This window comes from Albibacterium profundi (assembly GCF_042159835.1).
Lineage (GTDB): Bacteria > Bacteroidota > Bacteroidia > Sphingobacteriales > Sphingobacteriaceae > Albibacterium > Albibacterium profundi.
Genome location: NZ_JBBVGT010000002.1, coordinates 341073 through 356503 on the forward strand (window position 1 = coordinate 341073; position 15431 = coordinate 356503).

The 15431-nt window shown below is 42.0% G+C and carries 9 protein-coding genes; 5 read left to right on the forward strand and 4 right to left on the reverse strand.

From position 1 onward, the window contains the following. Positions 1–5: 5 nt before the first annotated feature. Together WKR92_RS02840 and WKR92_RS02845 are read left to right on the forward strand one after the other, a co-directional pair. Positions 6–968, forward strand: coding sequence for an HlyD family secretion protein (locus tag WKR92_RS02840; protein ID WP_375556320.1), 963 nt, complete (start codon positions 6–8; stop codon positions 966–968). 25 nt (positions 969–993) lie between these two features. After that, on the forward strand, positions 994–2163 hold the full coding sequence (locus WKR92_RS02845) for an ABC transporter permease (protein WP_375556321.1): 1170 nt from the start codon (positions 994–996) through the stop codon (positions 2161–2163). Between the two features lie 375 nt (positions 2164–2538). On the opposite strand, the gene WKR92_RS02850 is transcribed toward WKR92_RS02845, so the two are convergent. After that, positions 2539–3324 carry a hypothetical protein gene (locus WKR92_RS02850; RefSeq protein ID WP_375556322.1) on the reverse strand — a complete coding sequence of 262 codons (786 nt, stop codon included), beginning with the start codon at positions 3322–3324 and terminating at the stop codon, positions 2539–2541. Between the two features lie 249 nt (positions 3325–3573). Between WKR92_RS02850 and WKR92_RS02855 the strand changes: the two genes are divergently transcribed. After that, positions 3574–3789, forward strand: coding sequence for a nucleotidyltransferase family protein (locus tag WKR92_RS02855; protein WP_375556323.1), 216 nt, complete (start codon positions 3574–3576; stop codon positions 3787–3789). Between the two features lie 222 nt (positions 3790–4011). Here WKR92_RS02855 and WKR92_RS02860 read toward each other — a convergent pair whose 3' ends face one another. Beyond that, positions 4012–4371 carry a DUF2200 domain-containing protein gene (locus tag WKR92_RS02860; RefSeq protein WP_375556324.1) on the reverse strand — a complete coding sequence of 120 codons (360 nt, stop codon included), beginning with the start codon at positions 4369–4371 and terminating at the stop codon, positions 4012–4014. A gap of 77 nt (positions 4372–4448) precedes the next feature. After that, complete coding sequence (locus WKR92_RS02865; protein ID WP_375556325.1) at positions 4449–5705, reverse strand: alkaline phosphatase family protein; 1257 nt, start codon at positions 5703–5705, stop codon at positions 4449–4451. 148 nt (positions 5706–5853) lie between these two features. On the opposite strand from WKR92_RS02865, the gene WKR92_RS02870 reads away from it, so the two are divergent. Together WKR92_RS02870 and WKR92_RS02875 are read left to right on the forward strand one after the other, a co-directional pair. Further along, the gene (locus WKR92_RS02870; protein WP_375556326.1) at positions 5854–7941 is read left to right on the forward strand and encodes a CehA/McbA family metallohydrolase domain-containing protein; all 2088 of its coding nucleotides are present in this window, start codon (positions 5854–5856) and stop codon (positions 7939–7941) included. Positions 7942–8022: 81 nt separating this feature from the next. Then, positions 8023–9414: an exonuclease domain-containing protein gene (locus WKR92_RS02875; RefSeq protein WP_375556327.1), complete on the forward strand. Its 1392-nt coding sequence runs from the start codon at positions 8023–8025 to the stop codon at positions 9412–9414. Positions 9415–9451: 37 nt separating this feature from the next. Here the strand turns inward: WKR92_RS02875 and WKR92_RS02880 are convergent, their stop codons facing one another. Continuing rightward, positions 9452–15382: an alpha-2-macroglobulin family protein gene (locus WKR92_RS02880; protein WP_375556328.1), complete on the reverse strand. Its 5931-nt coding sequence runs from the start codon at positions 15380–15382 to the stop codon at positions 9452–9454. Positions 15383–15431 lie beyond the last annotated feature (49 nt).

The window sequence follows — 15431 nt, forward strand, 5'->3', positions numbered from 1 at the left end:
CTTAAATGAAAACATTAAAAAATATCAACCTCCTATTTCTTCTTTCCGTTTTGGGATTTGCATCTTGTCAATCAACTATTGATAAGCCTATTGAAGGAAAAATTAAAAGAAATACAATATCAGTTACAGGAAAGATTCCTGGTAGAGTTCATGAAATTCGCGTTCATGAAGGTGAATTCGTTAAAGCTGGTGACACCTTAGCAATTTTATCTTTGCCCGAGGTAGATGCTAAAATGGTTCAGGCAGAAGGTGCCGTAAAATCTGCTGATGCACAATATAAAATGACCCTAAAAGGTGCAACCGACTTACAACTTCAACAATTGGCAGCAAAAAGAGATGCTTTACAAGAACAGTGTAAATTTGCTCAAACCTCTGTAAAACGTTTATCGAATATGCTTCAAGATTCTTTAATTTCTCGTCAACAATATGATGAAGCGTATACTAAAATGCAAGGTGCAAAAGCTCAATATATGGCAACTTTAGCTGAATTTGAAGAAGCGAAAAACGGTGCAAGAGTTGAACAACAAATCATGGCTCTGGGACAGAAAGATAGGGCAGAAGGAGCTTTGCAAGAGGCCGGGGCAGCAGACAAAGAAAGGTATATTATTGCTCCGCAAGACATGAGCATTGAAAATATTACCCTAAGTGTCGGGGAATTGGCCCTTCCTGGTTATACATTATTTACAGGTTATTTGAACTCGTCTACTTATTTTCGATTTACGTTACCTGAATCGAAAATCGGGCAAGTAAAAAATGGACAAGAGGTTACGATCGAGATTTCTTATGCAAAGACTTCTGCTGCCGGGACTATAATTTCGATTTCTCAATTAACTCATTATGCTGATATTACCACAGCTTACCCTGACTATGAAATGGGAGAGGCTATTTACGAGATAAAGGTAAAACCTGGCGATGAGAATGCAGCCAAAGAGTTCTTAGCGAATGCTACAGTAACGCTCAAGCTTTAACCCATTATTGCAATAAAGAATTAAGATGAGAAGGTATATTGATTTAGTTAAGCGTGAATTCAAGTTATTCTGGAACAATTCGGTTCTTAGAATGCTCTTTATTGGCGCACCGTTGGCCTATGGCATACTCTTTGGATTTGTGTATGAAAAAGGAAAAGTAACGGATTTGCCGATCGTTGTGGTGGATGAAGATAACTCTCCAATGAGTCATCGCTTAATTGAAATGCTGAATGATAATGAAACAGTTAAGATTGCTGCAATTGTTCCAGCGAATACTGACTTGCATGTTTTATCAGTAAAATATGGTGCAGCAAGTGTAATTGTAATTCCAGATCATTTTGAAGCTGATATTCTTTATAAACGCTATCCTGAAATACCAGTCTATGTTAATACTGATAATATTTTAACTGCTAATTTCTCTTCCAAAGCCATTCAAATAGTTACAGGTACCTTAAAGGCTGGTATCGAAATAGAAGCTTTGAGAAAAACCGGAGTGCCAGAAGCTCTTGCTAATACACAATATGAACCTTTTCAGGTAACCTACATCAAAAACTATAATACGAGCGGAAACTATATGTATTTTTTATGGCCAGGGATGCTGGCTACGATTTTTCAGCAAGTATTATTTTTGGCGTTGGCGATAACTTTTGCCGCTGAACTTGAAAATGGAACCTTTTCTGAACTGGTTAGGAAATCGCGCACCTCTTTAATGGCCATTGTTGCCAAATGTACTCCGTACTTTATTATGTCATTTATTATCTGGATTTGCTATGCAATTATGCACTTGTATTTTAAAGTTCCATTAGGCTATAATCTTGGATGGATTACGCTCATTGCGGGTCTGCTCGTTTTTTCTGTAAGCATGATCGGCATCTTGGTTAGTATTCTTATTCCTAATCAATTAAAAGCAACTGAGATTTTAATGGTAATTGCTACTCCAAGCTTCGTGCTTAGTGGATTCACCTGGCCATTAAGCCAGATGCCAGTTTGGATACAATACTTAGCGCAAGCTATTCCTTTAACGCACTTTTTAGAGGCTTACCGAATTGCTACGATTCAAAATGGAGGCTTTGACGCATTAATTAACCCGATTGCTAAAATGTTTATTCTAGGTTTGGTAACAGGTGTTATTGCATGGATTTGTATAGAGGTGAAGTTCCGTAAAGCAAAAAAGACGGAATTGTTACTGCTATAAACAACAACATTTTTATGGTGAAAAGACTATGTTGGCGTCTTCTTTCTCTGTTGCGTAATATCCGGATGCTCGGGGAAAGAGGATTCATTCCCTCCTTTATACTATTTTCTCAAAGTCGAATTTGTTACCGCTTCTGATGAAGATAGGCTAGCTGATATAATTCATCTAGATGAAGAGGTTGGACCGGATATGTATGAAATAAAAAATTCTCTTTATGAACTTCAGGTGGTTCAATCGGGCAAACCATAGGAAGCTCTTTTATTGTCGCCATTATATATACAAACGGCATCCGAAGCAAATCGATTAGTAATAGTCACTTCTACCCTTCCAGATCGCCCGAACTACCAAGGATTAATGTCCTCCTTGCTTCCCTTTTTAATTTGCTTTTTTGTAGGTGTATTCGCGCGTTGCCACCAGCACTCCGGTTTGCCGGTCATAAATTTTCGCTTTTACAGGATAACCGGATTCATTGTAAATATATTCGTAGCGATGATCCTGCACTCCATTGGCAGTTGTAGATCTATACGATTGATAATTGTTGATAGAGGCCGGAACCCGATAAGAAGGGAATTTTTGGTGAGGGTAAGGCTTGTCGTCGTAATCCCCAAATTCAAACAAGAAATTCGACGACTCATTAGCACTTTGGTTTTGCAGTGACAAAAGGTTATCCCTATCATCATACGTATAGGTAAAAACATTTCCGATTTCACCCTCTATACTATGTGTTTCGATAATCGTATTCTGGGCATAGACAAATTGAATTTGAACTATGTTTTCGTTGTTTGGAGGACCAGATGTTCCAGAAATCGGTCGGTTATCACTTCCGTAGGTGTATGTATCTCGCAAAATAAACGTTCCTGATTCATCCCGCCTATCGAGAGCCACCAACCGATCGTCGGCGTCATAGGTGAAATGCCAGGATCCACTACCGTCGCTAACTGAAATATCCCATCGTATCATACGGTTCCGTTCATCGTAAGTATATTTATACGTAAAATCAGATTGCTTTTCCTCGACCAACAAGAGCATACCATCAGAAGGGCCTGCGTAGCAAGGACTTTCTTCGTTGTTAGGATCACAGTGTTCGTCGTCTTTGGTACAGCTTGCTAAAGCAAACACCGCGAGGAACAGTATTATTACTTTTTTGATGGCTATTTTCATTTTTGTTCATTTTTATAGTTCATAATTTTTATCTGGATGAGGTTTTACAGACCACATTGACTGTTTTCATCCATTTGATAAAGACAAAGGTATAGTGGCAAAACTTCCCCCCATCCCCCCTAAAGGGGGTATTTCTGCGACTGGCTGATATCTCCAATCTTAAAAAACCCAAGAATATCTAATTGATAGTAAGTGGATTAATCTTTATTCGTCTATTAAAAGTGGCAAAAATTGCTTATTTTTGACTATATGATAACGCAACAACAGGTAGATATCATCCACGATGTTACTCATCGATTCCAACCGACGCTTATCGGCATCTTTGGCTCATATGCGCGTGGAGAGCAACGACCAGGTAGCGATCTGGATATCCTCATTGATTTTGGCCATCGTGTTAATCTGTTGGAGATTGTTGCCTTGGAAGATGAACTTTCGGCAATACCAACGAAAGCTTTGTGCTTGTGACTTACTCCTACCTCTGTCTACATTTCTCTTTAGTGCCCCTTTTGCAGCACCGATAAGACCCCGTTCAAACAGCGGTTTGAATATGTGCATAACGGGAGCACCAGCCAACCGCCACGGGAACATGTAGGACAAGTCCTGTACAAGACTCGTAAAGGTCCTAGACGGATCCATGTTAGACTTATGCCGCTGCTTTTTACTTACTATTAAAACGAGTGTAGGAGATCACTTACGCAAGATCTTTTCCATGGCTTTTCCTTTGGCGAGTTCGTCGATTAGCTTATCCAGATAACGAACTTTTTGCATAAGAGGTTCTTCAATTTCCTCGACCCGATATCCACAAATCACACCCGTAATTTTCGACACGTTCGGGTTTATTTTCGGTGCTTGGCCGAAGAAATCTTCAAAATTGGTTTTGTTATCAATGAGCTCTTGTAGGCCTTCTTCGTTATAGCCCGTCAGCCAGAAGATAATTTCATCCACCTCCTCTTTCGTCCTACCTTTTTTTTCCGCTTTGGTTATATAATGCGGATAAACGCTTGCAAAAGACATTTTGTAGACACGTTCGTTGTTCTTGCTGTTCATCTTCTTCTTTGGGTTTAGATGCGTACATTGGCACTGTATATCAACAACAAAAATAACACTTTTTCTCTAAGCTGCTATTATTTAACAATCCATCGGTTCACGGCATTATGCTCCCCTTCAATAATAACTTTCAAAAATTTGCTGTTCGCAAGGTTTTCCGGAAGCTTAATTTTTGCCTTCCTAGCTGAAATTTTATATTCACCAATTGTTTGGTAAGAATCAGGATGCTCAAGTCCCTGTTTGTTAAACTGATTCGTCGCTGTGACTAATACTTTTACCGAACCTTGATTTGCAAAGGGAGTCCATTCAACTGCTAGGGTATCACCAACTAGCTCGGCTCGCGGATCGGCAACTGAAACCTCACCAATAAACGATACACCATCCAGTTCATAGCGCTGTTTTTCATTGATGGTTATTTGCATATGTTCGGCCACGGACGGCAGAATATCTACTATCGCGGGAGTATGCGCAAAGAAATGTTTGTTCAGAGAAGGACAGTTCGTAGCGATCCAAATGCCACGTTCAGCATCGGTCTGACCTCCGTGCCCTGAACCGTCAACGACATTTCTGCCATGGTCGGTTGTAACCACCAATAACCAATCTTCATTAAAATATTGTTCTCTATATTGAATAGCGTTGTATATCTCTCCGATTTGACGATCTGCGATCTTAACGGCACGGATCATTTCTTCACTTTGCCCATAACGATGTCCCATATCATCAGTGTATTGTAGATAAACCCAACTGAGATATGGAGCATCTTCACGAATACCTTTACTGGCCTGCTTGGTTACTTCTTCGTCTATCATGTTAATATATCGCGAATTATTGTCATGCGGAAAACGAACGGTATCCAGCTCATAGCCATCATAGTGATCATCTAAGGTCAGGTTACCGGTTTGAGGCAGGTCGGCACCTAGCAGCTTCGTACGGTTATCCAACCAGGTAGAATATATCGCCAGCTTAGCGGATGGTTTGCTTTCTTTTAAGAATCTAAAAATTGTCCAATAATGATAGTTTGGATCTTCGATACCATTGCCCCAAACATTATGCTTGTTGCTCCAGGTTCCTGTTAGCATACTATTATACCCTACCGCAGAGATCGTAGGTGTCTCGGAATAGCCACCTCTTTCACCACCTGTATAGGCTCTCGTGTAACCACCTTCGCGACTGATTGCATCAATATTGGGCGTTGGTAACCGTTCAAGTAAATCTGCGGGGATACCGTCGACAATGACCAATACGGTTTTACGGGTCTTTTGTTCTTGGGCTAAAGAATTTTCTACAGTAATAGCCAACAATGAAGTAAATAAAATTAAAAGTGTTACTCTCATATCTTAGTATGCTGTTACTTTTCAGGTTATTTAATTAACGCGATATAGGTTAGGGACAATTCTATTGAAATAAAGATAGTAAATACTTCCCATTGTGCTCTCTGGATTTTTCTTATATTCAACATGCAATTTAAGAAAAACCTCTTTTATGAAATTTAAATCACTGATACTCTCCGTGCTAGTTTTTGTCGGTTACGGGAGCTTACAAGCTGAAACAAAACTCAATACAAAACAATTCAACGATCGGGGAGAATCTACGCTTAGCCGTGAAGGCAATATGGTAGAAATCACTTGGCCGGTCGGTGATCAAAGCTTTGGAAAAGTACAATTTGATATGGCTCCTGGCAGCCCTTTGTTCAAAAGTATCCGTGTAGGGTCCGAAAATAACTACAGTAACGTTTCAGAAAATCTGGACGCAGCCTTTTTGTTGACCATAGGCGAACGTGATCTTTTGTCGCAAAATAGATGGAATATCTTTTTTGATCGGGTTCCTAACAAACCTTATGAGACTTTTCCAGTTGTGCTTAAAAAAGATAGCATTTCGGTTAAAAGCGTCGGCAGTCGCACCATTGTGAACATCGGCACTCTTTCCGCCGAAGACTTTTCAGGGAATATGGAGATAACTTTCTATCATGGCAGCCCTCTCTTCAATATCGCCGCGGTGATGTCAACGCCGGATGACGCGACCGCTATTGTATATGATGCTGGATTGATCAGCCGGTCTGAAGAATGGAAGAATATGTCTTGGACGAGTACTGCGGATGAATTAGAATCAAGTACCGTAAACTATGCTGATCCGGCTAAGAATCTGGCGGTGAAGTATCGGACGATTGTCGCAAGTGGTGAAGAAGGTGCGCTAGCACTCTTCCCCGCGCCTCATCAATACTTTTATCCGCTTGACGAAGCTTTCAATTTGAAATTCGTTTGGCATGGTGAAAATTATCGGGGTCTATTGGAAGGCTACGGCATGGGGATCCGGCAAGAGCTTGAGGGAGATCATCGTTTCGTTCCTTGGTTCAATGCGCCTCCCGGCACGAAACAGCGATTAAATTTCTTCTGCCTGATCAACGGACTCGGCGACAATGAAGCGATGGAAGAGGTTAAGAAATTCACGAACGCTGATCGTTATCCTAAACTTCCGGGCTATAAAACGATGTCCAGTCATTTTCACAATGAATTTATTATGAACGTGGTATTGGCCGGTAAGCCAATCCCTGAAAAGCCTGAATTTATTGATGTTTTTAAACGCTTGGGCTTAGATATGGTTCATTTGGGTGAATTTCATTATACCGCTCACCCTAAAGGACCTGATTCCCTCCGCCTTCAGGAGCTGAAAGCACTTTTTGAACAATCGGAAAGGCTGTCGGATGATGAATTTCTACTTATCCCCGGAGAAGAGCCGAATGAGTTTTTCGGAGGCCACTGGATGCAGATGTTTCCGCGGCCGGTGTACTGGATTATGTCGCGAGGCGATGGAGTCCCGTTTGTTGAGAACAAACCTGGCTTTGGCAAGGTTTATCATATCGGCAGCACGGAAGACATGATGCGCCTACTTGAGGAAGAACAAGGTTTAGCGTGGACGGCTCACGCTCGGACTAAAGGGTCGGTTAATACTCCGGACATCTATAAACACAAGGACTTTTTCAAATCAGACCGGTTTATGGGTGCTGCGTGGAAAGCCATGCCTGCAGACCTTTCTGATGATCGTTCAGGTTTAAGGGTACTTGACTTGCTAGATGATATGAACAACTGGGGCGAGAAAAAGACTGTGATTGCCGAAGCTGATTTATTCACTGTAACCCATGAAAATGAGATGTATGCGCATATGAACGTCAATTATCTGATGCTGGATCAATTACCGAGATACCAAGACGGTTGGCAAGAAGTAGCGGATGCGATGCAAAATGGCAAATTCTTTTCGACGACGGGTGAAGTTCTCATGCATAACTTGAAGGTGAATGGAAAGCTGTCTGGTGAAACGTTCAATTTAAATGCTGACGGAACCGCGGATATTGACCTGAAACTGAGCTGGACGTTCCCCATGAGTTTCGTAGAAGTGATTTCAGGTGATGGGGATGAAGTTTACCATGAACGGATTGACCTGCGTGAAACCAAGGCTTTTGGTGAACAGGATTTTGATTTTCAAGTGAATTTAGAAGGAAGAAAATGGGTGCGCGTGGAAGCATGGGACTGTGCGGTAAATGGTGCTTTCAGTCAGACTTTCTACATAGAATAAAACACAAAAAATAGTTACAAAAGACATTTCATTATACTAACTATTTTAGTATTTTTGTTTTCTTAAACTAAAACGCCTCGCTTGGCTAAACGAGAAAACATAGAATACGCAATTGTTGATATAGAAACCACAGGTGGCTATGCCAGTGGTAGCGGTATAACAGAAATCGCTATTCTAATCCATGACGGCAAAAGAGTTGTGCAACGTTTTGAACAATTGCTAGACCCTCAGATGCCCATCCCCTTGCATATACAAGCGTTGACCGGCATTGACGATCTGATGGTTGCCGGTTGTCCTACTTTTGCTGATGTATCTGAGGAAGTCTACGAATTATTATCTAATCGGGTCTTTGTAGCGCACAATGTTAATTTTGATTACTCATTTATACGGCATCATCTGACAGAAGCGGGCTTGGAATGGTCGGCAAATAAGCTATGCACCGTTCGTATGTCTAGGAAAATCAGACCGGGGTTAAGATCCTATAGTCTGGGGCGACTGTGTGATGCATTGAAGTTGCCCATCGAAAATCGCCACCGTGCTGGCGGCGATGCCGAGGCTACCGCCATCCTCTTTGGAAAGTTACTCGAGTGGGATGATCAAAATATAATCAACGAAATGCTAAAGGCTCGTTCTGCCGAACAGCGTTTACCTCCCAACTTGCCCAAGAAATATTTCGACGATCTGCCTAATCGGCCCGGTGTATATTATTTTAGAAACCGACAAGGAAAGGCCATCTACATTGGTAAAGCGGTGAACGTAAAGAAACGGGTAGCCTCGCATTTTACGGGCAATACGCCTAATCCGCAGCGTCAACATTTTCTAAGGGATATCTACTCGATCACCTATGAGATCTGCGGTACGGAGCTGATGGCTTTTTTGCTGGAATGCATTGAAATTAAGCGACTGTGGCCGCTTTATAATCGTGCGCTAAAACGCTTTGAAGCTAAATTTGCTTTATATTCCTATGAAGATCAAAATGGGTACATGCGATTGGCCGTAGGTAAAAAGATGAAACAGCAAAGCTGTCTTCAATCGTATAACCGTGCAGTAGATGCTGTCAGCCAGCTCAATACTTTGATTCACGATTTTGATCTTGATCGGAAGCTTTGTGTATTTGGGTTGCAACACCATCCTTATCAATTAAATATAATCCAAAAGAAAGACGCTCCATCATGTTCTGTTGACATTCATAACGAAAGAGTCATGCAGGCGATTGCAAGCCTTCAGAAAAGCGAAGATTGCTATGTTATTATTGATAAAGGTCGTAACGAAGATGAGAAAAGCTGCATCTGGGTTGAAGACGGCCAATTTCACAGCATGGGATACATATCAACGGAAACTGATCTGCGTGATCCGGAAGACATTCGTGATAGCCTGTCCCGCTACCCAACGAATCACTACATGATGCAGCTGATTCAGTCATTCGCTATGAAACACCCCTGGAAGGTTAAATCAAGATCAGACTTTAGTTGATTTTTTTCTGAATAGGATCGTATTCACCATATCTGAATCAATCTTTTATCGGCAATATTTCCACCTTTACTCCTTCTGTATGCGCGCTCATTTCTGGTGCGTACATGCTCTGCAAGGTAGCAATTCCATTGCTAAATGTCCCGGCATTGTTTGCCCTCAAATCATATTCAAACACATGAGTACCTTTTGGAAGTCTATCGATAAAGAAGTTTGACGCTGCATCTCTTGTACTTTCATAATATCCTAATCCGCTCTGCCATTTGTAACCCGACAAGACAGTTACTGGTTCAAAACCACTGGATCTAGAATCTTTTAAATGCAGGAATTGTAAATCGCGATCCGATCGAATAACTAGCCTCACAGTAATCAGATCACCGACACGAAGTGGTGTTTCTGTCGTAATGGCGTGTAGAACTATGCCCTCTTCTGTATACTCTTTCCTGAACAATTCTTTTTCAATCCGTAAAGCAGCCGAAGAAGCTTCAATTTCATCCATTTTTTGAAGATGCTGCCAGTACATACCGCCCCAAACTACGCCGGGCGATGTATTATCGATCTGCACTTGCGCCATGTCAGCTGTGATTTCCGAGGCTTGCCATGTCCGTTTATAATATCCCGTAGCGGAAGTTTTACTAGCAATATCGAGGACTTCATCACCAACCTTTACGTCAACTCCTATATCGGAGTCGACCCAGTTTTTACCGGTAAGCAACAAGGAGTAAATAGCCTCCGTAGTCGCTTTCGTGCTGGCCCAGTGATTACTTTGCTTATTTTTCAACAACCATACTTTCATTTGCTCTACACTTTCCTCGTCCTCAGACACCTCGTGAAATGCTTCAATTAAACGGGTTTGTGTTTCAATCGGATTTTTCCACCAATCCCATCCACTCATATTTTCTTTCCAATACATGCCCTGCTCGTCAGACTGTACGGCATAATCTTTTAGGGATTTAATGATAGCCGCGGCCTTCTCTCCCGCGCCGGTCCGATGGTAGATTAAGGCCAACATAGCCCTTGATTGCAAATCATTTACAGCTGTTGATTTTTCCCCATCTTTGAGAATCGTTGTCAGCAACACAGAATCCAAAGGGTATTCTTCTAGAAAGAAACTTCGCGCATAAAGATAATGCAAGGTATTATTCATCGGTGCTTTGCGCAAGGCTTTTGATTCCAACTCTTTCTGGGTATTCGAATCTAAATAAGTAATCATTTTTTTAATGATTTGTTCAGCGCTCTCCGTAAATTCACGATCCGAAGGATTGAGACTTTTCAAATGACCGAATCCAGCTAGCATATGGGACGTTACGGCACGGTTGGCCGGTCCCCCTTCGAACCAAGGGAAAGCACCCGATACAAGTTGCGTTCCAGCCAGTCTACGAAGCAAGGAAGCTTGTTGCTGTTTCTGATTGTTTTCATCGAAAAGAACCGCTAAGCGCGCCATTCTCTGCTGTTCATTTTCCGCGTCTCTTACCCATGGAGTTTCCGCTATTACAATACTTTTCAGTTCTTCATTCATGATCAATTTCGATTGCCCTACACCCACTCTACGCCACTCGTCAACAGCAGCCGTCATACTCGGGAAGGTATCAATCAGGTAGCTAGAAACACGGGAGCTATAGAGCTGAGCAAACAGTTGCTCTGAGCTTTGATAGCGTGCATCCTGCAAAAACGGCAAGGCCTGAATAGCATACCAAATCGGGTTTGTCGCGATCTCTAAGCTTAAACCAATATGTTCTGGTTCTTGAGTTTTCAACAAACCAGGTAATGTAAATTTCTTTTTCTGTCCTTCTTTGGCGTAAAGCGATAGGGTTTCAGTAACGACTTGTTTATTAGGCAATATGGGCAGAATAGATGCCTCGCCATCGCTAAAATCACCAGCCGAAGCTACAACACGGTAGCTGACCAAACCCGGCAAGGACGGTACATGCAGTTGCCAAGAAACATCGGTGCTCTCACCCTTATTCACATAAAATTTTCTTGTTTTAGCGGACATAGAAAACAGACTGTCTATGGGCTCCATCGTCTTGGGATCGAATAACATAAGCTGAGCCGTACCAGACAGGTCTGAATCGGAAAGATTGACAATCTTCGTACTCAAGGTTAAATCATCTCCAACGCGTAAAAAGCGAGGAGTATTAGGTACAACCATCAGGTCTTTGCTGGTTCTGACCGTTCTTTCCAAATAGGCCGTCTTCATTGTGGGTGTGTGTGCCAGTGCCATAAACTTCCATGCGGTCAGTCGTTCTGGCGCCGTGAAGCGTATTTTAACGTTTCCGTCTTTATCGGTTCGGAGATCAGGATAGAAAAAAGCAGTCTCTTTAAGGTCATCTCGAACAGGAATGTTTTGTAGCAGCTCAATTTCTTCAGCTGCCAACGCGTCCAATTCGGCACTTTCTTCCGTCACCACACCAGCTACGTTGCCTGTGAGCGTGGATCGTTTTTGTTGGCCATAACCAACTACGACAACTTCATTCATTGTTGAAGATGACATTGATGTAAAAACCATATTGCCTTCCTGCGGAGATCCGGACAGTTTACCTCTGTAGCGGGCTTGTTGTCTAGTCGGTTGAGAGAGACCAAAACCGAAGTATTCTAAGTTTTCAAGCTTCAATGATAAATACGTTGGTATCGAGCTTTGATCGCTTAGGTAGCGGCCGTAAGTCAGGCCAAAAGATGGCCCCAATCTCCAATGAAGTCTAGCGGGTTGCTGCCTATTTAGATTACGAAAAGACAAATTATTCGTCGCAAATTTGTCCAGCGAGGCATCGTACATTAGTGCCAACAGCTCGGGCATCATTTCATCCTTATGGGCACCTCGTATTGTCAGTTGCCAAACTTCTTCATCCCCCGGTTGCAATTTATCTCTGAAAGTGGCGATTTTTATACTTAGATCATTTGCTGTATCTATTATGGGGACATGGATAGTTCCGGTTTCAAAAGAATTATATTTCGCCATATAGTAATGAATCCATACGGGCTTTGTATCATTTTCCGCAATCGGGAGAATTAGCTTGCGCACGCTATTATTTAAGATTACACGCTCACTTTTCACAATCTCTCCGTCTTGTTCGAACTCAACCAGCACCATCGTGTTTTTATCTGCGGAGGACAGAATAAGCTCCACGTTCTCACCTGGCTCATAGCTAGGCTGCGCTAACCTTACTTCCAATAGCTTATTATCAACCGGCTTTGTGGGTTCAGAACGATAGATATGTATAGTTCGACTAAACCGAAGGGTATCGCCCCCGTCCAACACATAGGCTTCCAACAAATAAGCTCCTGCTTGCAATTTATTGCTACTACCGATGATCACTGATTTTTGCACCGCTGTATTGAAGTCCTCGCTCAATGCTACTTCACCCTTTTTCCAATTTTTAACATCAGCTTCATTTTTAAAGGCTAAATGTGGAAAATATTCTATAAAAGCGATGCTATCTTCTAACTGGTAATCAATTGCAGAATAAGCAGAGGCTCGAAGTATACGTTTTGGAGCTTCTAATTTTATTAAACGAAGATTACCTTTCGCATGAACTGGATACCCGTTTAGATTGGTAGTGTGAATAGGTATTGAGTCTGTATGATCAATATTCAGCTCGTCGACAGGAATGTTCAACACCGTGGATTTATCACCTAGCGACAAGACCTGCTTGCTTTCCTGCGTTTCTCCGTTGATATCTTTTGCAGTCACCTGTATTTCATACTTGTAAAAACGAAAACGTTCATTCTCTTCTGGTGCTGGCTTCGCAGTGAAGATTATTTCAAAGTGACCACGTTCATCAGCCTTTGTCGTACCCACTGCAATAGTTTCGGCCTGAGAATGAAGGTAACTACTACGTTGCCAATGAAAATAAGGGAACCGAGTTGTTCTGACAATATTATATTCGATATCAGCATTTCCTACTCCAGCTCCAGAAAATGCTTGTATACTACCATTAACCGTAACTTCATCTCCTATTTTAAGTGATTCTTTCAAGGTATCAATAATAACCTCAAAGGTTGGCCGCTTATATTCCTCTACTTTAAAACTCTTAAAGCTTCGATATTGGCTGGGCACCCTAAGTTGAAAATTGCCAGTCAGTTCGCCATGAGGTATCATGAAGCTGCCAAATACAGAACCGTATTCATTGCTTGTCAACTCAAGTGAACTTATATTTTCGCCATTAGCATTGTGCAGGCTGACGGTGATTTTATCGTCTTTTATAACCCGATGCCCCTCGTCCGTCTCTTCGTAAATAATTCCCTTAAAATACAAAGTTTGTCCAGGCCGATAGATGCCTCTGTCGATAAAAAATTGTACGTTATCGCGTTCACGACGACTTTCTCTGGCTAGAGGGTTGGGCAACTGGCTACGGAAGTAGACCTGGTCGTTTTTAACCTGATAGATTCGCGTAATACTGCCTCGATAATTTGACTCGGGATTCGTTACTTTGGCGATTCCATTTTCGTCGGTTTCTACTGTCTGCACGAATTCTAACGTCGGTTGATCGTTTTCATGGGAGTACACGTCCACGGGCTGATTCTTCAAGGGTTTACCACTGTGCCGGTCCGTTAGGAGAATTTCGCTTTCACGCGTGACTAGGGCATTATCAGTAACCCGAAGATCATGTACCGCAACGCTATGGAGGCTATCGATGGTAAACGAATCATCATTGGAGACGAGAACTACATACTCCCCATTATCCAGCGGATCAAACCGTACGATAGTAGAATGACTCTGGTAGTCATCAAAATGCTTTAAATCTCGCGAGTAAACTTGCACTGTCGGGTTTTCTTCAAGCAGAGAATCGATATCGGCTTGCGTTCGTACATCCCGAAGCCGCTCATACTCATGCTGAAAATAATTAGGTGCCGGATCCTGATATTTGAGTACTTTGATATATAATTTATCAACATTTTTATGCGACACAAATACTGGAATGGGATGCTCTGGGAGGATATACTTTTCAGATTGCACCGTGATCGTGGACGATAAGATGCGATGAACTACCTGTTCTTGTAATTCGGTGGCAGCTCGTGTCGCTGGGTAAGATTGCTTCATTTGGCGAGCTATTGCCAGCACGCTGTCAAGGTTCTGTTTTTTGTCCGCAGTGGCTTCCGATGTATAGGAACGTCGCTGATAAGCACGAGCCAAATCCAACAAAATTTCAGATGTGTACCAAGCTTCAGGATACAGCTCAGCCATGGAGCTTAGCGTGTCAATCCGAACGCTGTCTGCTTTATTCTTCCGATTGAATGCGGTATGTATATTATAAAGGAAAGCATTTTTATTTGATCCTGAATAATAATCAATTAAGCTTTGACTCAATGCATTTGCTTTCTTTTCTTGGCCATTCTCGCCGTAGAACTTCATGGCGGAGTGAGCTAAAATATCATAAACAGATGGACGAAGACCCCGGTTTTGACTCATGGTATCCAACAGGAACGACCAGTTGTCCGCAGAAGATTTAAATAGTTGCTCGGACTTGTCAAGCGAGGCGTCGTAAAGACGAGTGATTTCTTCCTTAAATGCGTCTTCCGTCCAACTAAGAAATTCGTCAGTTTGCTGGCCTTCTTCAAGGTCCGTGCGGTTGACAATCCGATGTCGGTTTATCTGAAAATAATCATATAAGGATCCCGCCAACAAGGATTGCAATATGTTCTTTTCGACCGCATCAGCCTGCTGAATTTCTAATTTGAAACGCTTAACGATCGTAGCTTCCTGTTCTTCCTGATCTTCAGTAATCAAGATAATCTTAAACTGGTAAAGAAGGGCGCGGATTTTCTGCTGTGGGTCTTGATCCTTCTTAGCTTGTTCATATATTTCATCTACTAATGGCTGCGTACTTTTTAATAAACCATCGATTTCCTGTTGTTCAATCTTCTCCCATTTCTCGTGATAAGGATAATCTTGCCCTAAAGCAGGCTGTTGGTATACGAAGAGTAATAGTAGACAGATGAGGGTTGTTGATGTAGCTAGACCTACTTTCATTATCTATTTAACTTAGGTTTAATCAGTCATAATACTTCTATCGGCTTAT